The organism is Nocardia sp. NBC_00565 (assembly GCF_036345915.1).
Classification (GTDB): Bacteria; Actinomycetota; Actinomycetes; order Mycobacteriales; family Mycobacteriaceae; genus Nocardia.
Genome location: NZ_CP107785.1, coordinates 8,578,290 through 8,601,418, shown reverse-complemented (window position 1 = coordinate 8,601,418; position 23,129 = coordinate 8,578,290). Strand labels below are relative to the sequence as shown.

General features: G+C 64.3%; 20 protein-coding genes and 1 tRNA gene. 9 read left to right on the top strand and 12 right to left on the bottom strand.

Annotated elements, in window-relative coordinates; genetic code table 11:
* Positions 1 to 26: 26 nt before the first annotated feature.
* From OG874_RS39715 to OG874_RS39695, 5 genes are all read right to left on the bottom strand, one after another.
* Entirely contained in the window at positions 27 to 1,214 is a 1,188-nt protein-coding gene (locus tag OG874_RS39715; RefSeq protein WP_330252174.1) for a cation diffusion facilitator family transporter, read from the bottom strand.
* Complete coding sequence (locus OG874_RS39710; protein WP_330252173.1) at positions 1,211 to 1,606, bottom strand: ArsR/SmtB family transcription factor; 396 nt, start codon at positions 1,604 to 1,606, stop codon at positions 1,211 to 1,213. The genes OG874_RS39715 and OG874_RS39710 overlap by 4 nt, the downstream gene beginning before the upstream one ends.
* Positions 1,607 to 1,821: 215 nt before the next feature.
* A complete protein-coding gene (locus tag OG874_RS39705; protein WP_330252172.1) occupies positions 1,822 to 3,528 on the bottom strand; it encodes a C40 family peptidase in 1,707 nt (568 codons plus the stop codon).
* A 269-nt stretch (positions 3,529 to 3,797) separates the two neighbouring features.
* On the bottom strand, positions 3,798 to 4,700 hold the full coding sequence (locus tag OG874_RS39700) for a hypothetical protein (RefSeq protein ID WP_330252171.1): 903 nt from the start codon (positions 4,698 to 4,700) through the stop codon (positions 3,798 to 3,800).
* Positions 4,700 to 5,425 carry a ParA family protein gene (locus OG874_RS39695; protein WP_330252170.1) on the bottom strand — a complete coding sequence of 242 codons (726 nt, stop codon included), beginning with the start codon at positions 5,423 to 5,425 and terminating at the stop codon, positions 4,700 to 4,702. The genes OG874_RS39700 and OG874_RS39695 overlap by 1 nt, the downstream gene beginning before the upstream one ends.
* Positions 5,426 to 5,675: 250 nt before the next feature.
* Between OG874_RS39695 and OG874_RS39690 the strand changes: the two genes are divergently transcribed.
* From OG874_RS39690 to OG874_RS39680, 3 genes are all read left to right on the top strand, one after another.
* On the top strand, positions 5,676 to 6,818 hold the full coding sequence (locus OG874_RS39690) for an acyl-CoA dehydrogenase family protein (RefSeq protein ID WP_330252169.1): 1,143 nt from the start codon (positions 5,676 to 5,678) through the stop codon (positions 6,816 to 6,818).
* Between the two features lie 78 nt (positions 6,819 to 6,896).
* Entirely contained in the window at positions 6,897 to 7,721 is an 825-nt protein-coding gene (locus OG874_RS39685) for a DUF1542 domain-containing protein (protein WP_442943207.1), read from the top strand.
* A gap of 109 nt (positions 7,722 to 7,830) precedes the next feature.
* Positions 7,831 to 7,903: transfer RNA gene (locus tag OG874_RS39680), tRNA-Arg, on the top strand.
* A gap of 799 nt (positions 7,904 to 8,702) precedes the next feature.
* On the opposite strand, the gene OG874_RS39675 is transcribed toward OG874_RS39680, so the two are convergent.
* The 4 genes from OG874_RS39675 to OG874_RS39660 form a co-directional block, all read right to left on the bottom strand.
* Positions 8,703 to 9,776, bottom strand: coding sequence for a hypothetical protein (locus tag OG874_RS39675; RefSeq protein WP_330252168.1), 1,074 nt, complete (start codon positions 9,774 to 9,776; stop codon positions 8,703 to 8,705).
* Positions 9,777 to 9,784: 8 nt separating this feature from the next.
* Positions 9,785 to 10,936 carry a DUF4331 family protein gene (locus OG874_RS39670; protein WP_330252167.1) on the bottom strand — a complete coding sequence of 384 codons (1,152 nt, stop codon included), beginning with the start codon at positions 10,934 to 10,936 and terminating at the stop codon, positions 9,785 to 9,787.
* A gap of 127 nt (positions 10,937 to 11,063) precedes the next feature.
* Complete coding sequence (locus OG874_RS39665) at positions 11,064 to 12,407, bottom strand: Dyp-type peroxidase (RefSeq protein WP_330252166.1); 1,344 nt, start codon at positions 12,405 to 12,407, stop codon at positions 11,064 to 11,066.
* A 55-nt stretch (positions 12,408 to 12,462) separates the two neighbouring features.
* Positions 12,463 to 13,038 carry a hypothetical protein gene (locus OG874_RS39660; protein ID WP_330252165.1) on the bottom strand — a complete coding sequence of 192 codons (576 nt, stop codon included), beginning with the start codon at positions 13,036 to 13,038 and terminating at the stop codon, positions 12,463 to 12,465.
* Between the two features lie 1,136 nt (positions 13,039 to 14,174).
* Here OG874_RS39660 and OG874_RS39655 point away from each other — a divergent pair.
* The 3 genes from OG874_RS39655 (at position 14,175) to OG874_RS39645 (ending at position 17,094) form a co-directional block, all read left to right on the top strand.
* On the top strand, positions 14,175 to 15,605 hold the full coding sequence (locus tag OG874_RS39655; RefSeq protein WP_330252164.1) for a cytochrome P450: 1,431 nt from the start codon (positions 14,175 to 14,177) through the stop codon (positions 15,603 to 15,605).
* Between the two features lie 407 nt (positions 15,606 to 16,012).
* Positions 16,013 to 16,579 (top strand): nicotinamidase, encoded by a 567-nt coding sequence (locus OG874_RS39650; RefSeq protein ID WP_330252163.1) that lies wholly within the window; start codon positions 16,013 to 16,015, stop codon positions 16,577 to 16,579.
* Between the two features lie 143 nt (positions 16,580 to 16,722).
* On the top strand, positions 16,723 to 17,094 hold the full coding sequence (locus OG874_RS39645; protein ID WP_330252162.1) for a hypothetical protein: 372 nt from the start codon (positions 16,723 to 16,725) through the stop codon (positions 17,092 to 17,094).
* A 15-nt stretch (positions 17,095 to 17,109) separates the two neighbouring features.
* On the opposite strand, the gene OG874_RS39640 is transcribed toward OG874_RS39645, so the two are convergent.
* The gene (locus OG874_RS39640) at positions 17,110 to 17,421 is read right to left on the bottom strand and encodes a hypothetical protein (RefSeq protein WP_330252161.1); all 312 of its coding nucleotides are present in this window, start codon (positions 17,419 to 17,421) and stop codon (positions 17,110 to 17,112) included.
* A 695-nt stretch (positions 17,422 to 18,116) separates the two neighbouring features.
* Between OG874_RS39640 and OG874_RS39635 the strand changes: the two genes are divergently transcribed.
* Positions 18,117 to 19,589: a catalase gene (locus tag OG874_RS39635; RefSeq protein WP_330252160.1), complete on the top strand. Its 1,473-nt coding sequence runs from the start codon at positions 18,117 to 18,119 to the stop codon at positions 19,587 to 19,589.
* A 390-nt stretch (positions 19,590 to 19,979) separates the two neighbouring features.
* Here the strand turns inward: OG874_RS39635 and OG874_RS39625 are convergent, their stop codons facing one another.
* Positions 19,980 to 20,300 (bottom strand): transposase, encoded by a 321-nt coding sequence (locus OG874_RS39625; protein ID WP_442943473.1) that lies wholly within the window; start codon positions 20,298 to 20,300, stop codon positions 19,980 to 19,982.
* Positions 20,301 to 20,601: 301 nt separating this feature from the next.
* On the opposite strand from OG874_RS39625, the gene OG874_RS39620 reads away from it, so the two are divergent.
* On the top strand, positions 20,602 to 21,000 hold the full coding sequence (locus OG874_RS39620; protein ID WP_330252159.1) for a VOC family protein: 399 nt from the start codon (positions 20,602 to 20,604) through the stop codon (positions 20,998 to 21,000).
* A gap of 48 nt (positions 21,001 to 21,048) precedes the next feature.
* Here OG874_RS39620 and OG874_RS39615 read toward each other — a convergent pair whose 3' ends face one another.
* Positions 21,049 to 22,341 (bottom strand): IS4 family transposase, encoded by a 1,293-nt coding sequence (locus OG874_RS39615; RefSeq protein ID WP_330252158.1) that lies wholly within the window; start codon positions 22,339 to 22,341, stop codon positions 21,049 to 21,051.
* Between the two features lie 570 nt (positions 22,342 to 22,911).
* On the opposite strand from OG874_RS39615, the gene OG874_RS39610 reads away from it, so the two are divergent.
* A complete protein-coding gene (locus OG874_RS39610) occupies positions 22,912 to 23,049 on the top strand; it encodes a hypothetical protein (RefSeq protein ID WP_330252157.1) in 138 nt (45 codons plus the stop codon).
* Positions 23,050 to 23,129: the final 80 nt, after the last annotated feature.

The following is a 23,129-nucleotide window of genomic DNA, read 5'->3' as shown; positions in this document are numbered from 1 at the left end:
GAACGGTCACCATGCGACTCGGCTGGTCAGGCCGGGGAGTGGGCGGGGTACGCATGGACCAGGGCGGTGTCGAGTTTGGGAACCGCGTGGGTGAGCGTGTGTTCGGCCCCGTGGGCGAGGCGGTGGGCGTCGGCGAGGGTGATGGTCGGGGCGACATCGAGTTCGACGTCCGCATGGAGGCGGTGGCCGATCCAGCGCATTCTCAGGCTGCGCACACCGACCACCCCGGGTTCGCCGACCAGCGCCTGCTCGGCGCTCGACACCAGCGCGGGCTCGACACCATCCATCAAGCGGCGGAACACATCTCGTGCCGCCGTCCGCAGCACAGCGAGGATCGCGACCGTAATCAGCAGTCCGACAATGGGATCCGCGAGCGGGAACCCCAGCGCGACGCCACCCGCGCCGATGAGCACCGCCAGCGATGTGAATCCGTCGGTCCGCGCATGCAATCCGTCGGCGACCAGCGCGGCCGAGCCGATGCGCCGCCCGACCCGGATCCGATAGAGCGCGACGGTCTCATTGCCGAGGAACCCGATCAGCCCCGCTGCGGCAACCCAGCTCAAATGCTGGATCTCGACCGGATCGAGCAGTCTGCGCACCGCCTCGTATCCGGCAATGATCGCGGACAGCGTGATCATGCCGACCACGAACAACCCCGCCAGATCCTCGGCCCGCCCGAATCCATAGGTGTAGCGCCGAGTTGCGGCCCGCCGCCCCAGCGCGAACGCGATCCACAGCGGCACCGCGGTCAGCGCATCGGAGAAGTTGTGAATGGTGTCAGCCGCCAATGCAACCGACCCGGAAACCACCACGATCAGCATCTGGAGCACCGCGGTCACCCCCAGCACCCCCAGACTGATCTTCACCGCGCGAATCCCTACCGCACTGGCCTCCAACGCATCGTCGACGCTGTCGGCGGCATCATGGCTGTGCGGCACGAAGATCTCGCGCAGCGCACCGCGCAGACCACCCGGGTGGTCATGATCATCGTGCGCGCCATGGCGGTGGCCGGCCCCGTGCCTGTCCTCAGATCCATGGCTGTGGCCGTGCCCATCGGTCCGCCGATGACTGTGCCCGAATCCCCGGCCATGCTCATGACCGTCTCCGGCGCTACCACGATGCTCGGTGCCAGCATTATCGCTGCGCGCCTGGATATTTCGGTCTTCATCACCCGAAATATCCTGCCAGCGTGCGGGATTGCGCTTGTGGGTCATTTCGACACCGCCCGATTACGGGATGGCAATTCGCGGACCACACCGTCGCCGCGGTGGTGTGCGGGCACTCCGGGGCCCGCGTGTTCTGCGTTGTACACCGCGTCCACGACCAACTGGCGGACGTGCTCGTTCTCCAGGCTGTAGAAGATCGTGGTTCCGGCGCGGCGCGTGCGGACCAATCGCGCCATCCGCAGCTTGGCCAGATGCTGCGAGACCGACGGGCCCGGCTTTCCGATGTGGTCGGCAAGATCGTTGACCGACAACTCCCGGTCCACCAGCGCCCACAGCACCTGCACGCGGGTCGAGTCGGCCAGCATTCGGAAGACCTCGACAACCAGCCCGACCTGATCCTCCGCGATCGGCGGCCGCAGTGGCTCTTTATCTGCATTCATACGCAGATAGTAGAACGGTTAGCCGAACAATGGAACAGTCCTTACGGACCGGCCCGACGGCGATGCCCTCCGCACGGCCGCCGACCGACCGGTCCCCGCCCACTTCCAACAGGTCATTGCCTCAGTCGCTCCGGCACGGCCACGCCACCCAACCTGCCGACGAAGATCTGCATGAAACCGAACATCGCGCTTTCGCCGGGTTATCGGTCGCGGCGTCAGAAGCGGCGTGCGCCCGCGTACGGCATCGAGGACATCGGTGACGTCGTCACGCCGGTGCCGTAGGTGGAGGCGTGGATGACTTTGCCGTCACCGGCATAGAGGGCCGAATGACTGCCGCCGTAGAAGGACACCATGTCACCTGGCTCCAATTGATCCTCGGCGACCGGAGTGCCTGCGGACAACTGCTCATAGCTCGTGCGCGGCACCTTCACCCCGGCCTGCCCGTACGACCACTGCACCAGTCCGGAACAGTCGAAGGCGTCCGGACCCGTCGCACCCATGCTGTATCCGGTGCCGACCTTGCCGCGCGCGGCATCGACGGCGATCGCGCCATGCGTCCGCTCCGGCGACACCGCGGGCGCCGGCGTCGGAGCAGGCGGCTTGATGCCGAGAACACCGGTGAGGAACGAGAGTTCGCGACGGAGCACATCGGCGGGCAACTGAATCCCGGTCCCCGGAATAGTCGCAGGCACAGATAGCTCCAGCCCCGGAACCTCGAGGGGCACCCAGCGCTCGGGCACCGGAACCGCCAACGGCGCCGAACGGTCCGACCCGGGAACCGGCAGCGGCGCTGCAGTCTCCATCCCGGGAACCGCCAGCGGCGCCGAACGCCCGATCCTCAGCACCGCAAGAGGCGCTGAAAAGTCCGCACCCGGAACCTCGAGCGGCATCGAAAGCTCCTTGCCCGGAACCACAGCGGGCGCGAGTTCCACCGGTGCGACGGAATCACCGATCGCAGGAACCACCGGGAGAGCCGAACGCACGACCGCCGCCGATGGGGCCAAGAATTCCACACCCGAAACCACGAGCGGAGCCGAAAGCTCCTTCCCCGAAACCACAGCGGGCGCGAGTTCCACCGGCGCGACCGAATCACCGATCGCAGGAACCAAAGGCAACGCTGAACGCTCGATCCCCAGAACTCGCAGAGGCACAGCGAATCCCACACCCGGACCCACGAGCGGATCCGAAAGCTTCTTCCCCCAAACCACAACGGGCGCGAGTTCCACCGGCGCGACCGAATCACCGATCGCAGGAACCACCGGAAGAGCCGAACGCACAGCCGCCGCCGATGGCGCCGAGAATTCCACACCCGAAACCACGAACGGAGCCGAAAGCTCCTTCCCCCAAACCACAACGGGCGCGAGTTCCACCGGCGCGACCGAATCACCGATCGCAGGAACCACCGGAAGAGCCGAACGCACAGCCGCCGCCGATGGCGCCGAGAATTCCACACCCGAAACCACGAACGGAGCCGAAAGCTCCTTCCCCGAAACCACAACGGGCGCGAGTTCCACCGGCGCGACCGAATCACCGATCGCAGGAACCACCGGAAGAGCCGAACGCACGACCGCCGCCGATGGCGCCGAGAATTCCACACCCGAAACCAAGAGCGGACCCGAAAGTTCCTTCCCCAGAACTTCAGCGGGAGCGATTTCGGAAAGAACAGTGGATTCTGCAACCGCGGGAAGTGAAGCAGGCGATGAATGCGGAACCTCGACGCCGGGAATCGCGGTTGGAATCGAAAACTCGTCCGGGACTTCGAATGTCCCGATACCTGGAATCGTCAGCGGCTGTGCCGCGGCCTGTCCTCCCGCCAGCAGTGTCGCGGCGATGGCCGTGCCTGCGATGACTCCTGCGCCGACGGCCCATGGGAGCACGCGCCGCAGGAAGCGGGAATATCGACCCTCCGAAGATGAAGCCATGATCCGGTCCTCCGATGCTCGTATCGAAGGTCCTGGCTGGCCGTGCGACGCCGTATTGCATTGGCGCGTAGGACTTCACCAAGACCTCGAATAGATTCGAAAACCATCACGGTGATATGTAGTCCAGCGGATCCGAGCGCCCATATTTCGGCACTCCGGACGAATTATGCAACACGACACGCGAAGTCGGGGTAACAAAACCATAACTAATCGAAAATGCCCCGTCGCGGAACCACTTTCGCGACGGGGCATTCCGGCAAATAAATTGCTCACGCGGTGATCTGTTCCTCGATCTGCTCGGCGAGAGTGCGCAGTTTCGCAGCGAATTCGCGCGCCGCCGCCGGATCGTTGTTCGAGCCCTTGACAACTCGACGCGTCAACGCCGCGAACCGCGATTCCACGGCGGCGAACAGATCGACGGCCCGCGCGTTCGATTCGTCGCGTAACTCCCCGCGCAGCCACGCCTGCAGCAACGCGACCACCTCGGCCTTGTCGAATCGCTCGGGCAGCAACGCGACGGCCTCGCGGAGCATGCCCGCGGTGACCTTCACATCATCGGTGCCCGCGATCGTCGTATACACCGTGACCGCGGCATCCTCGCCATGTTGGACCGCGACCGGCAGCAACTCGCGGACCTGTCCCTCATTGATGGCGGGCGCGACCGGGTGCAGTTTGGCGGCCAGCGGCCAGGCCCGAATCAGCTTGTGCGCGTACGACCGCTGCATATCCCAGCGCTGCTCGACGTACTCGTCGAACGTCGCGTGCCGATCGCGGTACAGGCGACCGTCCCGCACGATCTGTAGCGCCCGTCCAGCCGCCCAGAAGGCGACGCGCAGACCATCGATCGACGATTCGCAGGCCGTCAGCTGCGCCTGCTCACGATCGTCGAGCGGGCCTGCCAGCGCGGCCTCGCCCGGCGCGGGCAGCGGCATCATCAGCACATCCGCACCGTCGGCCGAGTTCACGACCGGTGCGGCCGTGTTCACGACCGGTGCGGCCGCATCCGCGAGCGGTGCGATCACATCCACGGACGCGGCATTCAGCGTGCCCGTGCGCCACTCGGCGTCACGCAGCGGCGAAACCGGCGGCGTGTGTTCGGCACTATCCGCCAACGGATTCGCGCCACCGATCGCGCCCTTGCCGATGGAACCCTTCCTACGCTGCGGAGGCATCAGGCGGGCACCTCCACCGCGACCCGATACGGGCTCACCAGCTCGTCGCCGACCCGGAGATACTCCCCCAGGTCCGCGATCGGATTCTCGGCACCGTCGCCGACCTCACCGTCGGCCGCCTCCCGATACCATTTCCAAGCACTCAAATAGGACTCGAATACGTCGTAGCCCGCATCCTCCAGATTCCCGCGCTGCGTGCGATATTCGGTCGAGACGTTCACGCCTTTCTTCATCGTTACCGGCACCTTGGTCATCAGCACGCGCACGCGTATCTCGCGGCCGCTATCCACCGCAGCCTCCTCAGCGGCCTTATACGTACTCGGCACACGCTTCACTTCCGAGGGACTCACGCTGGTCAACAGAATCAGCTCATCGCTCTGTGGAATGGCAGCCTTGAATATCTCGGCCGACTCACCCCCGGCATCGACGATGATCACATCGAATTTCCCGGCGTTGTCGGTAATGCAGTCGTTGACGTGCCGCGAGGGGAAGGCGATCAACTCGAAGGGCACCTCGATCCCGCCCCTGACCAGCCGCCGATACCAGGAATATCCGGTCTGACTGAGCGGGTCGGCGTCGATGACGAGTACGCGCAATTCGTGGACCTGCGCGAAATACGTGGCCAGGAAAAACGCTGATGTCGTCTTGCCGACGCCGCCTTTGAGATTCCCCAGCGTGACGACCAGCGGTTCGGGTAGTTCGAGTGGCGCAACAGAATTATTCATAGACAGTCCTCCGAGGGTGAGGAGTGCGGCCGTAGCGACTGCTCGCAGGTCGCTCGAAATGGTCAGCAGCGACCTAAAGGTCGCTCGAAATGGTCAGCTGTGCGGGGCCAAGTTTGACACAGCGGCGATCAATTACCGCTGATTGCGCGCGCTATTTCGCCTGTGCCGCATTCGGGTTGTGTCCAATTGGACACAGCGGCACCGGTGGTCACCTTTCGAACTACGGCGCCGACCGGGTAGAACAGGTGGCATGCCTGTTGACCGGATGCTGCCGACGCCCGAGGCTCGCGACCTGATCGAGCTGACTCGCGATATCGCCGACAAGGTGCTCGAGCCACGCGTGGTCGAGTGCGAGAAGACCGGCACCTTCCCCGACGGCGTCTTTCCGGCACTGGGCGCGGCCGGGCTGCTGAGCCTGCCATATCCGGAGGAGTTCGGCGGCGGCGATCAGCCCTACGAGGTATATCTGCAGGTGCTCGAGGAGTTGGCGAGCCGGTGGGCCGCGGTCGCCGTCGCGGTCAGCGTGCACAGCCTGTCCTGCCATCCGCTGTTCACCTTCGGCACCGATGACCAGAAGCAGCGCTGGCTCGCGACCATGCTCTCCGGTGAGACCATCGGGGCCTACAGCCTCTCCGAATCGCACGCCGGATCCGACGCGGCCGCGCTGCGCTGCCGCGCCACCGCGGTCGAGGGCGGGTATCGGATCACCGGGTCGAAGGCGTGGATCACCAACGGCGGTCGCGCCGATTTCTACACGCTCTTCGCCAGGACCGGCGAGGGCTCGCGCGGCATCTCCTGTTTCTTGGTGCCCAGCGACACCGAGGGCCTGAGCTTCGGCAAGCCGGAGCAGAAGATGGGACTGCGCGGCATCCCGACCACCACCGCCAGCTACGACGACGCCATACTGCCCGCCGAAAGACTGATAGGCGTTGAGGGACAAGGACTTTCGATCGCTTTCAGCGCTTTGGACTCGGGTCGGCTCGGCATCGCCGCGGTCGCGACGGGCCTCGCCCAGCGCGCCCTCGACGACGCCGTCGCCTACGCCAAAGAACGAGAAGCCTTCGGCCGCAACATCATTGATCACCAAGGCCTCGGTTTCCTGCTCGCCGATATGGCCGCGGCGGTGGATTCGGCGCGTGCGACCTACCTCGACGCCGCCCGCCGCCGCGATGCCGGACTCCCCTACTCCCGTCAGGCCAGCGTCGCCAAGCTGATCGCCACCGACGCCGCCATGAAGGTCACCACCGATGCGGTGCAGGTTTTCGGCGGCTACGGCTACACCCAGGATTTCCCGGTCGAGCGCTATATGCGCGAGGCGAAGGTCATGCAGATCTTCGAGGGCACCAATCAGATCCAGCGGCTGGTCATCGCCCGCCAACTCGCCGGACAGTAGGAAAGGCCGATCCCCCGCCGTCGAGCTCAGCCGAGTCTCAGCAAGTCACCAGTAAACTGGGGGCGACCTGGACCGAGGATGAAAGGGGCGCGAGCGGTGCTGTGGCTACTGATCGGCGTTGTCATTCTGCTCGCGGCGGCCTACGTCGTGTTCCTGACCCAGCAGACCAAACGACGCGCGGCGTCCAAATTCGACGACGCGGCCGCCGACGCCAGGCAGATGATCGAACGCCTCGCCGGCCAGGTGTACAACCTCAGCGGTAGCAACGACGCCGCGAAGCAGGCACTCGCCGACGCGTCGGAGCGACACATCGCGGCCGGATCCCAGATCGAGCAGGCGCGCACCCCCGCTCAAGCCCGGCTCGCGAAACAGACCGCGGCCGAGGGTATGTATTACATCCGCGCGGCGCGCATAGCGATGTGCATGGATCCCGGTCCGGTGATCCCGGCGCTGGACGGTCAGGACACCGCGGGGCGGGTCACCGAGAAGCGGGTCGTCGAATACGACGGCCGCGAGGTCGCCGCCGCACCGAATCCGTCCGCGCAGACACCGAATTACTATCCGGGCGGCCGGGTCGCGGGGCGGCCGGTGCCCGCGGGCTGGTACTCCGAACCGTGGTGGCGGCCCGCATTGATCGCCGGCGCTTGGGGACTCGGGTCGGCGCTGCTGTTCTCGTCACTGTTCTCCGGAATGTCCGGGGTGGGATATGACGTGCAGGGATTCGAAAGTGGTTACGGGGACGGCTATCAGGACGGGCTGGATGCCGCTGGCGGCGATACGGGCGGAGCCGACTCCGGCGGCAATCAGGGTGGCTATGATTCGGGTGCCGATCAGGGTGGATACGACTCCGGCAGCGGGTTCGACGGCGGTAGCTTCGATGGCGGCGGGTTCGACGGATTCTGAACGCGCGGACCCCATCACGCCCCACCAACCAAATCGATGCGCCCCCCACCCACCCGACCCGGTAGACTCCCCGAAGTCCCGGTAGGCGCCCCCAGCACCCACCACGTAAGCCCTCGTAGCTCAGGGGATAGAGCACCGCTCTCCTAAAGCGGGTGTCGCAGGTTCGAATCCTGCCGAGGGCACAAACCTGCGACGCGTTTCCGCAGGTCAACAGGTTTTTCTGATCCGTGCATCGCTTCCGGATAGCCAACAAAACCGAAATGTGCAGGTCAAACGGTTGCCCTGGTGCGAGCCCCCCAGGAAACACAAAACATGGGCAACTGGGCCGGCAACTCGCCGGAATTCAGGACCGGCCGACTTCGGAGCAACCCGCCTGCCATTTCAACAGCGCCGGCAAACGCCTTCGCCTGCGCGGCAGCGATGCGATCTCCTTCCGCACCACCGACGTATCGAACCTCGAAGGACACCGTCAACCCGTCACACACCATGTCTACACCCCGTTGGACAGGTATCCCGACCGGACTACCGTCCGATCCGGCTGATGCATGGTCGCCACCTCCGCCCCGGTCGCCTATCGAGACCCGGCTCACCGGCACGTCCGACTCGGATATCACCGAGTCGACGGGATCGCTCTCGTTGCTCGCAGCCACGCGCGAGATTCTCGATCAGATCACTCCAACTCGGGCAGGCGCGCGGACGAGAGCCGATCCGACCGACGATGACAACTGCGGTCAGCGCCGGTGTATTCGACCGGGGGTCGCGTCATTCCGGCGAGGTGCCCGATAGCCGCTGCGGTGAGCGTGAAATAGGTTGGCGTGGAATGCGGCACGCGAACGAGGCCATGCACCCACCGGAACCGGGAGGCAACAACCCTAACTATTCGGTCTGCAGAAGAGATGATGCCCCAATGAGGGCGCACCGTTGCCTGTGTGGCGAACATACTGGCCGGTTCGGCACCGATAACGATGCCGTCCGCTTGGCCTATCTCCTGCCTGCGGCCCGAGCACCGTCAACTGCACGCGTGGCGTGAGCGAGGAGCTCATGGGCCCGTCGTGTCTGGCGGACCTCGAGGTTCTTCCTCGCGAGCTGTAGTGCCCGATGGGGGTCGGCACCTGCGTTGAGCCAGAACTCCGCCGCGTGGTCGGCGAAGGCCTCGGGATGTCGCGTGACCAGTTCGTCGTAGCGGGCTGCCGCCCGGGCACGCCACTCACGAGCCTCTTCTACGCGGCCGACCTCGCTCAGTATGCGGGCGAGTTGTGCCGGGTAGTCGGGGTCGTCGGAGGAGATCGTCAGCGGGTGCAGCCGGGCGATCGCGGAGTCGGTCTCGCCGAGCGCCGCCTCGACTTCGGCCAGATGGCCTTGCGCGGGGGCGTAGGCCGGAAGGCGGCGATGCGCGGCGCTGAGCCAACTGTGCCCGCGTGGGAGATTCCCCTGCGCGAGCCACATTTGGGCGCGCCGAAAGTAGAGCTGCGCCAGCGGAATCGGCGAGACCCCCCGGTAGTGATCCCGACTCTCGTCGAATAGATGCTCGGCGGTGGCCACATCCCCGCTCTCAGCGCAGAGCGAAGCCAGCGCCGCGACAGAGGCGAAATCGGCTCGGCGTTTCACAGCCTCCCGCATGAATGTGAGGGCTTCGTCGTAGCGTCCGACCGCCTGCAGGATCGCGGCGTGTTCGGCATCCACCACGGGGGGATCTGCTCCGAGCCGCCGGGCTTCATCGAGGTCACCCAGTGCATCGGTGAAGCGATGGAATGTCGCTCGCGCCCGGGCGCGCGCGATGAGGGCTGCGCCGTCAGCCGGGCGATCGTGCGTGAGCTGTTCGGCCCGCGCTTGCGCCCATTCGTAGTCTGCGATGCAACCGAGGATGTGCCCCCGCAGCGCCACTAGTTCAATGAGCTCGGCTCGACCACCAACATCGAGCCCTCCCGCGAGGGCCATCCGCTGCTGGCCGTCGATCTGCGCTTGCAGATTCGCTAGCGCGAGAACACCTGCCGTCGTTGGTAACTCGCCATCGATCACCCCGCCGGTTGCTGCCGGGTCGCTGTGTCCCGTCATCACCGTCCTCACCCGGACTTGTCAAGGGAAAGCTCGATCTTGGCCGGAGGGTTCAGTTCCGGGGGAACGAGATATGGGAAGGTGCGAGAGGCCCGAACTGCCTGTTGGTCGACACCGTCGCTGATCCGGGCGCCGTTGCCTGCATTGACCAGCGTCGTCACAATGGTGTCTGCGACATCGTCATTGAGGCTTCGGCCACCACAGGTCTGATGGCTGGCGCCGTTCAACAACGCCCGCTCGATCTCGAAGTAGCTATCCTCGGCATACGGCTTCGACACATCGATCACCATGAAATCGGCCAACAGCAGCTCGGTCAGAGGGTGGGTGCCGTGCGCGTCCGGCGGCCAGTCGGTCTTGTGGTCGAGGCCATCCCAGAAGCCGAGATTCGCGTTCATCCGCGCCCGGTACGCACCAAGGTATGTCGGCCCCAGGTTATATGGGTCCTCCTGGTTATACAGATCGCGAATATCCAGATCCCGGTTGACGGTATCGAAGTCCTTTGCGCCGAGGACGACGCTCTTCATCAGGGGGCGGCCGAAGCGCTCGAGACGGACCGTGATCGGCCCGGGAATCATCGTTTCGCCGACGACGGCAAACAGCGGTCCGGCGTCCGCCCCGAAAGTCGTGGCGATGTCGAGTTCGACGACGATGCTGAGGACGTTTTGGCGGTACTGCCTGCTGTCGCCGGGGCTGACAAACGCCAGCTGTCGGGTCATTATGGTTTGCGCCGCCCTGACGCCGTCGAAGAAAAATGGATCCATCCGCCGTCCGGCAAAGGCGCGCAGGCCGTGAGCCTTTCCACCCTGTTCGTCGTTCACCCGGAAGGACGCGGTCTGGCCGGTTGAGGCGGTGCAGGTGCCTTCCTGCGCGAGCGGCGAGCCGGCCTGGTGCTCGACCGGGCCCGCAAAACGGAAGCTGAAGGTGTACTCCTTCTCGCCGACGGCAAACGCGGGAGCGGTTCCGCGCGGGATCGTGACCGGCCGCAGCCGGAATCGGTAGTCGACCGCATCGGAAAACAGCGCGGCTGGTTCTGCGTTCGGAAACACGTTGAGCACCAAGACCAGAAAGCCGGGCTGTTCCGGACTGGGGAAGGCGTAGACGTCGGTGATGTCCACAACGGGATCTGCTAAGGCCCGAGGCCCGGAATTATGGTCAGACATTTCTCACCAACTCCTTCAGACCATCGAAAAGACTCTGGTAGAGCGCGATTTCATCCACAGCAGGTGCCGACCATCCCGTCGGGAAGTGCGGGCGGGCCAGGGAGCGTGGGATCGCTGCGTTCCCTCGTCAGGTCTCGAGATCGGCCAACCAGTGCAGGGCGCGCAGGCCGGGCACGAAGAAATACTCGCCTCCCCGTGTGACGACGAAAGCCGGCAAACCCTGTAGCCGCCGGCGGATCGGCTGTTGAGGGATGGTGAAGTGATCGCTTCCGCTGTTCGCGCCCGCGATCGGGTCCTTATCGCCGACGGGGCCATGAAAGAACTGCCCCTTGTTCACCCACTCCGACTGGACGAACTCGAATTGCCGCTCCAAGTTCGCGCCGACAAAGACGAACGCCAACCCTCGTTCGGCGCCATCGTCGTCGATGACCCCGGGCGCAAGCATCGGGCCGTAGCTGGTGCCGCGCCGGATCATGCGATGAAAACGCGCGAAGCCGCTGATGTCCGAGTCGCGCGGATTCAGACGTCGAATGTGCGAGCCGGCGGGTGTTTTCAAGCCCTGCGGATCATCATCCTGGTAGAGGAAATCATTGTTGAGTTTCGGGTCGGCACCCAACTCGGGGTCATCGCGCATCGGACACAGCGCCAACGGCGCGCCGCTCTGCCAGCGCCCCATCATCTTTGCCGCCAGAAAGTCTTCCTCTTGCGGAGTCGAGGAGTTCGCCTTCAGATACTGGCGAAACGCCGCAACACGTTGGTGCAGCTTGCGAAAAGCGACATAGGTGCCGTTCTTACCCAGGACCTCGGGCCGCGGCATCGGAGACAGTTCATGCCGCTCATTCTCATAGCCCAGCAAAAACTCGCCCGCCTTAAGGGGCTTCTCTTGGGGGTTCGATCCCGGAATACCGCTTCCTTCAATTGCTGGATGACTGATGCCGTCCCGGAACCCGAAAGCTTCTTTCTCCGTGGGCAGCACGTGACAATCCAGGCTCCATAGAGCGGTGACCCCGGAGAGTTCCTCGAACGCCGTCCGGGCGCGCGCGAGTACGGGCTCGAGCCGCGCCGCGTCGGGTGAGAGCGCGCTGAGCCCGACATGGACATCCGGGGTCCCAAACGGCTTCTCCCAGTTTTCGGGGGCGCTGTCACCGACATCCCCCAGCTCTGCCGCACGCGCGGCCATGCCCTGCTGGAACGGCAGGGGGAAGCTGTCGAGCGAGTCCTGCGGAACACCCAGCGCCTCGAGGCCCTGGAAGCTGAGTCCGGCACTGACCCAGGCCTGGTGGCTTGGATCCATCGGGCTGGTGGCGTCGGCGAGCGCCGGAATCAGCCTGCGTAACAGCTCACGACCGGCGCGCCGGTCGTCGATTCGCAGCACAATATAGGCGCCGACGTACGGCGAGGGCCGCGGATGTATGGCCCCGTTCTGGATATCATCCAATTCGAGCACGACAGGCTCTTCTACTGTTGCCATGGATACGTTCGTCTCCATAACCGGTGGCCTCCGCCAACCGTTCCGCCGTGCGGGTTCAGCCCGCGGCTTCCTCCAGCAGCGGCTTCAACGCCGGGTGCTGGAGCGCCTGCGCGGCCTCGGGGTGGTCGAGCACCTGTTGGAACGCCTGCTGCACACGCAGCGCCTTGTCGATCTCTTGCACGGTCGCGTCGTTGGTATTGGCGAAGATGTCGGCTTCCGTCTGGGTCTCGACCAGCCAATTCTTGAACGCCTCCCACGACATGGAGTCGTAGCCGCCTTCGGGTGCTTCGACAAGATGATTCATCCAGTCAAACTTGATCTGGCTCTTGTCGCCGCCGACGAGGGATGCGATGGCGTCGTCGAAGTAGGGGTCGAAATCCAGGTCGAAGCTGATCGTGATGAGAAGCCGCGTACCGTTGTCGAGGACCACATACCTGGCGTCGTGAACGCCGATCTTCTTGTACATGTCCCGTACATCCCCCCGGCTCGACAGGCCCGCCGCAATCTCATCGATCACCTGCTCGGCATGTCCGGGCTTTATATGCCACAAGGCGCAATACTCGGTCACCGGCCCGCTCTTCTTGCCCTTTCGTGGCCGCCTGGCCGGCGTTGCCTGTTGCGTACTCGCCATGGCTATCTCCTTCGTAGTCGGTCACTTCTGACGTGTGACTCACCCTCGCCCGTCCGGTTCATGAACCAGACCAGCAAGGGGTTTCGAAGTACCAGATCCTGATAGCCGGCAACGAGAACAAGGCCTCTCGTCACCTACGAGGGTCTCCGCCTGTGTGGAGCCGCCCGTCGCGATCGAGTCTTCCACATCGATCCGTCGCCCACGGCGTTTCCCCAGTGCAACGCTTCCTCGTTGTCAATCGAACATAACCGGTAGCGATATCGTCGTAGTGGTCGCAGATCTCATTCCAGAGCTGTTCCGGCATGAGGTCGCCAACAGTCGCCCAGCGAGGCGGATCGGTCTCGAAATGACCGTAGAACGATTCCACGCAACGCTTCGCGACCAATCATCGAAACTCCCTCCCTGAATCCGAAGAGACCCGCGACGATCGGCGGGGCTGGCGGACCAGCGGCACGATCGCGCCGCTTGTATGCCAGAAGCATCAGGACGACGCATGCTAATTGGCAAGACCAGACGTTTGCCACCGCAGTGGATCTCGTCGCGCAGGCCCGCGCAGCGGCAATGCGTCGGGTGAGTCCTTCGGCCGGGCCGGGATGTGGATACTCGACGAATTCGTCAGTGCCGCTGCCGAAATGGGGGCCGATCCGCACCGACTCCAAAACACCCGCGCGGTCACGGCGCAGTAGGCGATCGAAGGGGGCGGTGTGGCGGCCTTGTGTCTCGGTCTCGGTTCTATTGCCTCCAGCGCTCTCGACCGCCACCGATCACGCGCTCAGCGGCTACTTACCGTGCGTTGATGTGGCGAGCCGCGCAGCGCATTGATCAAATCCCTTGGGCTGCCGAATATTCTGTCGAGAGCGACGGTGCCAACTGGTAACGATGGGGCATGACGAAGCTGGGTGTTGCTTTCCGTCCGCATAATCCTCCTCAACGGCTGCGCGCGGTGGTACAGGTGGCCGATGCGACAGGGCTCGAGCAGCTGTGATCACTCTCGCTACGGATGGCGTTGATGTTTTCCTGTGCGGTGGTGGGTATTTCGGGTTTGGCGGACAACGTTGCGCGTATCCCGCATACTGAAGCTCCGGGAGCCGGCTAACGGACATACACAAGATCCGAGTCTCATCTACGGAGCCCACATGCGCGTATCCCTGATCTTGCTGAAGGCGATCCCGCCGACCGCTGCCGCCGCCGTAGTACTGCTCGCTTTTGCCGCGAGTCCACGCCTTGCAGACGCCTACAGGCTGCGCTTGCTCGCCACAGGCGACGACCCGGCTGATGTCCCGACGATCCGGATCCCCAACCGGGACCTCCATGGGGATCTACTGGAGAAGCTCTTCGCCCACAAGTCCGCAAGCCAACGCGGACAAACCCACGTGCGACGAACCTTCCTCTACTACAACAGGCCAGCGGACGAACACCAGGAATGCATCGACACCGACCACCCCCACTACGCGGAGCTGGCCGGGGCGACGTTGCGTACCCTCTCCGTTCCACGCGAGGAGATCGTCGCCATGGCCCGCAGGTGCAGCCATCAGGTCCTGGAGGACCTCTGGCCCGTCGGCACCACAAGCCGCGTGCTGCGACTCACGGACCTTACCGTCCCTATCGCCTCCCGTCTCATGTTCGAACTGGTCTTCAGGGCCGCGCCGTCGCAGGAACAGATCGCGCTGATCGGTCGTTGCGCCACTGATACCGCGAAGAACTTCAAGGGACTTCGGAACTCGGGAAACATCTCCGCCAAGCTGGAGCTCCTCGACCTTTTGCGGGCCAAGGTGACCGAGTACGGAGGGTGCCCCGAAATCTTCGGTCCCGACAGCACGCTCGACACGAACTCCAGGGCGAAACACCTGCAGGGGATGTTCTTCAGCAAGGGCGTCAACCAGCTCTCCGAATGCGTCTGCCATGCCGTGCTCGCGGCATCGGAGCATCCACACGTCGTCGAGCGGATCATCGAGGGCGACACCGGCTACCTCGACCACGTCCTCTCGGAAACACTGCGGCTCTACCCCCAGCACGCCACGATCCAACACCTCGTGGTGGACGACGTCGCTTTGAGCCCGACGGTGACGATCCCGCGCGGGACTCAGCTCCTGGTGGACATCAGCCGCCACCAGCGAATGGGCCACACTGAACCAGACGCGTTCATCCCGGAGCGATGGGAACAGCGCAGCCGGGCCGACAGCGGATTCGTGGTTTTCGGCAAGGGGCAACGGAAATGTCCTGCCGAGCGGTTCTCCCGGACAGCTGCGGCTGTGATCGTGCAAGAACTGCTGAGCTCTTTTGCAGTACATGCACCAATCCGCCACACCCGGGCGCTGGAGGGGGGCGGCCTGTGCTGCCTGGTGCCGCTCGGCTCGGCCTCAGCTCCCGGGATCGTGTTCAAGAAGAAGGTCGTGTGGACACGCGACCGCGCGGAGCGCGTTGCCTTCGGCGCGGCACAGTTGATCTATTTTTCCCTGGCAGCCCGAGCAGTGCAGCGCCTGCCGCACGGCGCCGACAGCAACAACGTTCCCAACCGCACATGCTCTCGCCCGCGAACCGAACGGTCGACCAGACGGGTGGAGTGAACTGCCGCAGACACGAATAGGAAGTATCGAGTGCTGCCAGGTGTCCGTGGTCGCGTGACAGGCGCGCGACTGCCGGTCCGACACCGCAGCGGTCGAGTTGTGACGCTCCCCGCTCAGTAGGTTTCCCACCTGATGTCGGGGGCCGTCGCGTCACTCCGCCGCTGAGCTGGGCAAATGTGAGTGATGCGTCCGGGTAGAGCGGAGTCTGCGGAAGATCCTGCGGGTGGATGCCCGCTCGAACTCTCATCGGCGCTGACCTGCGTGTTCTCGGCTGACCGCCGATAACCGATTGAGCAGATCACGGGGCGCGGATGTCCGACGGCGCGTTCGGCGATGTGCATTGGTGATAGCCACCTACAATAAGTGCTGGCCGAAAATCGTTGCGGGACCGATCTCGTGGAGGCGTCATGAGCACAGCTCTGATCATCGTCGACGTACAGAACGACTTCTGCGAGGGCGGTTCGGTGCCCGTCACGGGCGGAGCCGCGCTGGCCGAACGGATCAGCGAATATCTGCGCGCCAGCGACTACGCCGCGATCACCGCCACCCGCGACTACCACATCGACCCCGGTGCACACTTCTCCGACAACCCGGACTTCGTCGACTCGTGGCCGCCGCACTGCCGGATCGACACCCCTGGCGCCGAGTTCCATCCGAACCTGGACACCGCGCCGATCGACGAGGTCTTCTTCAAAGGCGCCTACGCCGCCGCCTACTCCGGATTCGAGGGCGCGACAGAGGACGGCACGGCCCTCGCGGACTGGTTGCGCACCAAGGGAATCGACACCGTCGACGTCTGCGGCATCGCCACCGACCACTGCGTTCGCGCCACCGCCCTGGATGCCCGCACCGCCGGGTTCGACACCCGGGTGCTCCTGGGCCTGTCCGCCGGCGTCTCCCCCGCCAACATCGAACGGGCCCTGGACGAACTCCAGGCGGCGGGCGTGGAGATCGCCGAAAACATCGACAGCTGACGGACACCCTCATCGGGCCGTCGTGTGCGGGCCCGTAGTCGGGCCTGGCGGCCCGCCTCACGCGCCCGCGGGCTGACTCGCATTGTCCCCGAACACCAGAGGGCCGATGAGCAAGAATCTGCTTTAGACCAGAAGTTCTACCATTGAACGACATCAGCCTGGCAGTGGCGCTGGCTCGTATCGCGCCGACCACTAACCTTCTGATCTGTAGTCCCGGAATCGGTGCGAGCGGTTGTACTGGCCTGCGCGATCCGCGAACGCATCGAAACTGCGCGCTACCGCTTCACGCCAGTCACGGTAGCTGGCTGATCGGCGTCGATCGCTGGCAGCCTTCGGCAACCTTTTCAGCGTTCCTCGCCGATGTCCTCGGCGTCGGACTTCCAGGTCTCGAAGATCCGCAACCCTGTCATCGACACCCCACAGGTGCCGAGCTGGATCATGCAGCAGAAACAACAACTTCGGTGACGAATCCTACGATGCTGGTGGCAAGGGGCGACAAAGAGGGTTCGATGTGAGCACCGACAGATCGGCTAGAGATCGTCGGGCAGCAGGCGGAACGCGGCATGACCAGTGAGCGGGGTAACTGCGCGGAAATCACGTCGGTCGAGTGTCAACACCTCCACAGTTTCGTATCGCTCGGCTAATGAAACATTGGTGGCGTCGGTGAGATCCAGGCGCACGGCCATGTATCTGTTCTGCACCTTGCGCGCGACCCGCAACAGGTCCGCCGAGATCGTGGGCACTTCGATGCCGACCCATACGCACGGCCGTTCACGATAGACCAGAATCCCCCACATCGGCTGGGCGGCAAGCCCTGGTGGCAGCTCGAAACTGGGACTCACCGACCGGACTTCAGACAGTCGAATCCCACTTCAACTGCCAGTCGTTCACCAGAAGAATCGCCGGTCAGAACGGGTCCCATCCTTATAGAGCCCTGCCTGGGACTCTAAAGGGATGGGTCCGGCTGCATAATCGACGCAGGGCGGCGCGGTACTCAAACCGGGTACACACCCACGATGACCAGCCGTTTTCCGGTTGCCCATGTTTTGTGTGTCCGGCCGAGGGCACCGAAAACATGGGCAACTGTTTCAGTTGTTGCCCGGCCTGTCGTGTCGTGTCGCGTGCTGGTTCGGCTTGGTGCCGGTGGTGGTTCGGCGGCTGGTTCCGGGGGTGCGGAGCGGTCAGCGCCGCGGCGGCTTGTGTAGCGGCGGAAAGTATTTCGATCGGCCAGGCCCGATCACACATCGACACCGGACGGTGTCGCTTCCAGTCGGCGACGCCCGATGGCCGCCAGCCACCCTCGACCCGCTACAGCGGTGATCTCACTGACGGGCCCTCGGTCTGATTGGCGGAAGAGTAAGATTTTTCCGCAGAGCAGTGCGGGTGTAGCGGTGTTTTCGGCGCTCGAAGCACTGGGGATGATCGGCGATTTATCCGTTGCGCGGTGTGATGCCGCGACGGTGTGTCGATTTGTGAGCTACAGGTTCGCCGCGCTCGGTCACTGCCCCGGATTTCCACACACATCGGAGGTAGGGAGATGAATACCTCACAGTCGAAACTGACAACAGATTCGGGTATTCCGGTTGAAAGCGACGAGTTTTCGCTGACTGTCGGTCCTGGAGGCCCGATTCTGCTGCAGGATGCCTATCTGATCGAGCAGATGGCTCAGTTCAACCGGGAGCGGATCACAGAGCGGCAGCCGCACGCCAAGGGCAGCGGCGCGTTCGGCCGGTTCGAGGTCACCCGTGACCTCAGTGCCTATACCAAAGCGGCGGTGTTCCAGCCGGGCACCTCGACCCGATTGGTGGCCAGATTCTCACAGGTCGCCGGGGAGCGCGGATACCCCGACACAGTGCGGGACCTGCGTGGGTTCGCGCTGAAGTTCTACACCAGCGAAGGCAACTACGACATGGTCGGCAACGCCACGCCGATCTTCTTCGTGAAGGACCCGCTGCACTTCCAGCATTTCATCCGTTCGCAGAAGCGCCGTGCCGACAACAACCTGCGCGACAACGACATGCAGTGGGACTTCTGGACGCTGCTGCCCGAAACCGCGCACCAGGTGATCTGGCTGATGGGCGACCGCGGTATACCGCGTACGTGGCGGCACATGAACGGCTACAGCTCGCATGCGTACATGTGGATCAACGCCACGGGCGAGCGGTTCTGGGTGAAGTATCAATTCAAGACAGATCAGGGCATCCAGTGCTACACCCAGACCGAAGCCGACCTGCTCGCCGGGACCGACCCCGACTACCACACCCGTGATTTGTTCGAGGCAATCGAGCACGGCGAGCACCCGAGCTGGACGCTGTTTGTGCAGATCATGCCCTTCGATGATGCCGCAGGCTATCGGTTCAACCCGTTCGACCTGACCAAGGTGTGGCCGCACGGCGACTACCCACTCAGCGAGGTCGGACGGCTGACCCTGGACCGCAACCCGGTCGACAATCACACGCAGATCGAGCAGGTTGCCTTCCAGCCCAACAATCTGGTCCCAGGTATCGGGCCGAGCCCGGACCGGATGCTGCTGGCGCGCCTGTTCTCCTACACCGACGCGCACCGCGCCCGGCTAGGCGTGAACTACGAGCAAATCCCGGTCAACGCACCGGTCGTGCCCGTGCACACCTACAGCAAAGACGGCATGATGCGGATCCAGAACCGCACCGACCCGGTCTATGCACCCAATTCCAAGGGCGGACCGCGCGCCGACAGCGAGCACTACCCACCCGCCAGTTGGTACACAGACGGCGACATCATGCGTACCGCCTATGAACGACACCGCGAAGACGACGATTGGGGCCAAGCGGGAACCCTCGTCCGCACCGTGATGGATGCTGCAGCACGCGATCGCCTCGTCGACAACATCGTGAGCCACCTGCTGGCCGGCGTGACCGAGCCGGTCCTGAAACGTGTCTTCGAATACCTGCGCAACGTCGACACCAACCTGGGTGACCGAGTCGAACACGACGTTCACGCACACAAAGGTGTCCACGCGGCCAAATCCTGATCACAGCCGCATCGACCTGAGGCGCGCCGCTGGCAACGAGTGCCGGACGATCGCCCGCGATGGGTGAACCGCTCGGGCGTCGATACCAGTGACGCAGGCGGTGGAAAGGCAAGGTGGCGAGTGCCACCCGCAGCTGATGGCCGCGTTTTTGGCCCGCCACCCCGAGTCCGCCGCCGCCATGAAGATCATCAACCAGTCCCCGCCCAGCTCGGGGTTCGCCAACAGCACCTTTCACGGGCTCAACGCGTTTCATTTCACCAACGCGACACGGGCGCCACCGCTCCCGTCCGCTGGGTGACAGTCCCGCTACAAAACGGTCAGTCCACCGGTACCCCGCCGTCGGCACAGAACGACTACCTAATCGGCGAGTTGCTGCCGCGAATAGGATTTTCACTGAAGAAGCAGCCTGAATATTTCGACACAGGAATCGACTTCCGTGGCGTCTATCACGATCGACTCGGGCTTTCCGATCACAGCACCGGCGGTGCCGAGCCGCTCGGCGACGAATCCGCGCAGGTCATCACGCACACCGTCGTCATCCCACGACGCCCGCGCCAACAAGTGCTGCATCCTGTCCGGTGTAGCATCCCCGGCCTGTTCGGACAGAGTCCAACAGTTCTTCGACGGCAGCGAGGAAAGCAGCGCTGTCACAAATGCTTTCGCCGTCGCACGGGTCTCCCGCCGTCGGAACCGGCCCGCGATCCGTCCCATCAACTCGTCCATCACCCCATCCGCGCCGCCACCACTATGCTCAGGTCCACGGCCACCACGCATCAGTCGTTGTCCACACAACCTCGACTTGACCACGCGGCGGCCGTCTCGCTTCCTCCTGGCACGACCAATGACACAGTGCCGCAATACATCGCCACCGAAAGGCAGATTGCTATCGGCGCGCCCGCCGTAACTGCCACGCCGACATCCCTCGGAAGCGGATCGACCGCATGACCGGTTGGTGAGCGGTCGTGATAAGCAGCAATGTGCCGCATGTGACGCGGCAATGGAGGAGTAGAACATGATCGGACATATCGGCATCAACGTGCCGGACTTGGCAGCGGCCCGGGCCTACTACGGCGAGCTGATGCCGCTGCTCGGCTTCGCCGAGTTCCTCAACAGCGATGACGAGTTCGCCTACCTGCCCGCCAACGGCAAGCCGGGTACCTACCTGTTCTTCTATCCAGCCCAGGAGTCCGGCGACTTCTCCCGGCAGCGCACCGGTCTACAGCACCTCGCGTTCATAGTCCCCACACGGACCTCCGTGAGCACCGTACTCGAACGTGCTCTGGAACTCGGGTCTACGACCGTGCATGAGCCGCAGGAGTTCCCGCAGTATCCACCGCCGTACTTCGCGGCATTCTGGCTCGATCCGTTCGGGCTCATGCTTGAGGCCGTATGTCACCACGACCGGGAATAGGTGGAGTACTAGGCACAAGGCCGCGCAGTTTGGGTTTCTGCTCGGTTGTCAACCGGGCAGGATATGAACGCTGATCTGGGTTTTGTAGATGTTGCGGTCGACCTCGCCCTTGGCGCGGTGTTTGGAGATGGCACGTTTGACGATGCGGGGGCTGGAGCGTTGGCGTCGTAGTGGCATCGGGCTGGACAGGACCGCGCGGCCGATGGTGCCGATCAGGTTGATCGTGGTGGTGGCGAGAACTCCGGTGGCCTGGATGAGCTGATCGCGGGCGGTGTGCACGGCGATGGTGAAACTGCCGCGGTCGGGGCTGAAACTCGGTGTGGCGAGCGCGGTATCGGCGATCGCGGTGCGCAGCGCCTGGTAGGTGATCAACAAGGCGTAGACCTCTTGGGCGACCCCGGCCGGGGTGCGGGCGCGCAGCACCCGCCCGCCGAGGATGGTCGATTTCAGTTCGAAATAGCTGGTTTCGATCTCCCACCGCTGATGGTAGAGATCCACCAATTCCTTTGCTGGATAACGCTTGTCGTCGGTCAGGGTTGTGATCAGCCGGTACCGCTCGACCCGGCGTGGCCCGCCGGCGCAGCTGACGGCGATCTCGGCGTCGATCACGCGCACGGTCGCCGTACCGGTGCGGGTCAGCCACGATCTGTCACCCAACCGCGCGATCGCGGGGACGCGCCGGTTGAGTTTGGCGCGGATCAGCAGATCTGCTCCGGTGCCGGTGATCTGCTCGATCAACGCCGTGACCGCGAAGTTCCGGTCGGCCAGCAACAGCATGCCTGGGCGCAGGCACCCCAAAAGTTGTGGTGCATAGGCTGTTTCCGCGATCCGCAACGGGCCGAACACGACATCGACGACGGTGCGGGTGCCACACGCCACCACCGTCAGCAACCGCAGCATCGGATACCCAGCCTGGGCGTGACCGCCGCCGTGACGCCCGAACTCGGCCACGTTGCCTGGACTGTCAGCCACGAACACACTGGTGCCGTCGATCGCGCACACCAGCAGTCCCCGCCACCGCCGGGTCCCGGCGGCCGGGCCGGCGAGCAGATCGAACAACGCCTTCAGGGGTTTGACCCCGACGCGGCGCAACGCCTGTGACAAGGCCGGGGAACCAGGACACACGAACGATCCGCCGGGCAGCCCGGCACACAACCGCGCCCATACCTGCCGATACCCGATATCGGAGAACAACGCTCCGGCCAGCAGCAGATACACCACCACCCGCGACGGCAGCAGCCGCACTCGTGACCGCACGGCACCGGCCGTTTCCAGCGCCGCGTCGACCAGGTCGAACGACACGATCCGGGTCAGTTCCCCCAGATGCCCCGGCGCGAACACACCCTCCGCGACCGGCGAGGAACGATCAATGACACACTGAACTGACAGCGGAACTCCTCGATCGAGCGGATTGTCTTGGCGGACAACACCTCTCTACCAACAGTTCCGCTGTCCCCACTCACCACCCCACCCCGCTTGACACACCAGCTCACGCGTTAACTGCGCGGCCTTGGTACTAGGCATCCAGAGAAGTTACTGCTTACCCCTTCGGGACGTTCTTCTGTTCATATGGGAACACCGGACCACGCTCCGCTGAGTCCGGTGAGCAATCGCTGCCGACACGAGCTGTGGCGGCAGTCGAAATTGTGCGCGATGCAGGGCTTGTACGAGGCCGCCGACGGCACCTACCAGGTCCTTGGGGCTCGATTTGTCCAAGTAGCAAGTGCCTACTCGTATTTCGTCGGCACTGCTCGGCCTCGAGATGAATGAACCTGCGCCCGAGAGGGTTTCGTCGGGCCTCCAGCCGACTGATCCACCTACCCAATTCGTCGGGACTTCGGGTTTCCGGTCGGCTGGGTAAGCGTCTGTGCGAATCTTGTTGGCGCTGCGAGCCTCTGACGGGACGAGCGCATGTCGAGGCGGCTTCGCTCGCCTTCCGGCTACCAGTTGGGTTTCTGGGTCTGCGCGGCCGCTTCGGTGCTCGCCCTCTCGCTCGCGCTGGTAATGAAGCACGGCCGCACCCCGGCCACCGGCGGCATCGCCCACTGACATCGTGGTGCCGGTCGAACGTACACCGAGCTGTACGCCACGCTGCAACAGTTCACTCACCGCGGCCGCACGCGGAGAAC

What these genes read in the sequence shown, in the direction of transcription:
- OG874_RS39715 (WP_330252174.1), bottom strand. Translation starts at nt 1,214, where the DNA reads ATGACCCACAAGCGCAATCCCGCACGCTGGCAGGATATTTCGGGTGAT.
- OG874_RS39710 (WP_330252173.1), bottom strand. Translation starts at nt 1,606, where the DNA reads ATGAATGCAGATAAAGAGCCACTGCGGCCGCCGATCGCGGAGGATCAG.
- OG874_RS39705 (WP_330252172.1), bottom strand. Translation starts at nt 3,528, where the DNA reads ATGGCTTCATCTTCGGAGGGTCGATATTCCCGCTTCCTGCGGCGCGTG.
- OG874_RS39700 (WP_330252171.1), bottom strand. Translation starts at nt 4,700, where the DNA reads ATGCCTCCGCAGCGTAGGAAGGGTTCCATCGGCAAGGGCGCGATCGGT.
- OG874_RS39695 (WP_330252170.1), bottom strand. Translation starts at nt 5,425, where the DNA reads ATGAATAATTCTGTTGCGCCACTCGAACTACCCGAACCGCTGGTCGTC.
- OG874_RS39690 (WP_330252169.1), top strand. Translation starts at nt 5,676, where the DNA reads ATGCCTGTTGACCGGATGCTGCCGACGCCCGAGGCTCGCGACCTGATC.
- OG874_RS39685 (WP_442943207.1), top strand. Translation starts at nt 6,897, where the DNA reads ATGAAAGGGGCGCGAGCGGTGCTGTGGCTACTGATCGGCGTTGTCATT.
- OG874_RS39675 (WP_330252168.1), bottom strand. Translation starts at nt 9,776, where the DNA reads ATGACGGGACACAGCGACCCGGCAGCAACCGGCGGGGTGATCGATGGC.
- OG874_RS39670 (WP_330252167.1), bottom strand. Translation starts at nt 10,936, where the DNA reads ATGTCTGACCATAATTCCGGGCCTCGGGCCTTAGCAGATCCCGTTGTG.
- OG874_RS39665 (WP_330252166.1), bottom strand. Translation starts at nt 12,407, where the DNA reads ATGGCAACAGTAGAAGAGCCTGTCGTGCTCGAATTGGATGATATCCAG.
- OG874_RS39660 (WP_330252165.1), bottom strand. Translation starts at nt 13,038, where the DNA reads ATGGCGAGTACGCAACAGGCAACGCCGGCCAGGCGGCCACGAAAGGGC.
- OG874_RS39655 (WP_330252164.1), top strand. Translation starts at nt 14,175, where the DNA reads ATGCGCGTATCCCTGATCTTGCTGAAGGCGATCCCGCCGACCGCTGCC.
- OG874_RS39650 (WP_330252163.1), top strand. Translation starts at nt 16,013, where the DNA reads ATGAGCACAGCTCTGATCATCGTCGACGTACAGAACGACTTCTGCGAG.
- OG874_RS39635 (WP_330252160.1), top strand. Translation starts at nt 18,117, where the DNA reads ATGAATACCTCACAGTCGAAACTGACAACAGATTCGGGTATTCCGGTT.
- OG874_RS39625 (WP_442943473.1), bottom strand. Translation starts at nt 20,300, where the DNA reads ATGGGACGGATCGCGGGCCGGTTCCGACGGCGGGAGACCCGTGCGACG.
- OG874_RS39620 (WP_330252159.1), top strand. Translation starts at nt 20,602, where the DNA reads ATGATCGGACATATCGGCATCAACGTGCCGGACTTGGCAGCGGCCCGG.
- OG874_RS39610 (WP_330252157.1), top strand. Translation starts at nt 22,912, where the DNA reads ATGTCGAGGCGGCTTCGCTCGCCTTCCGGCTACCAGTTGGGTTTCTGG.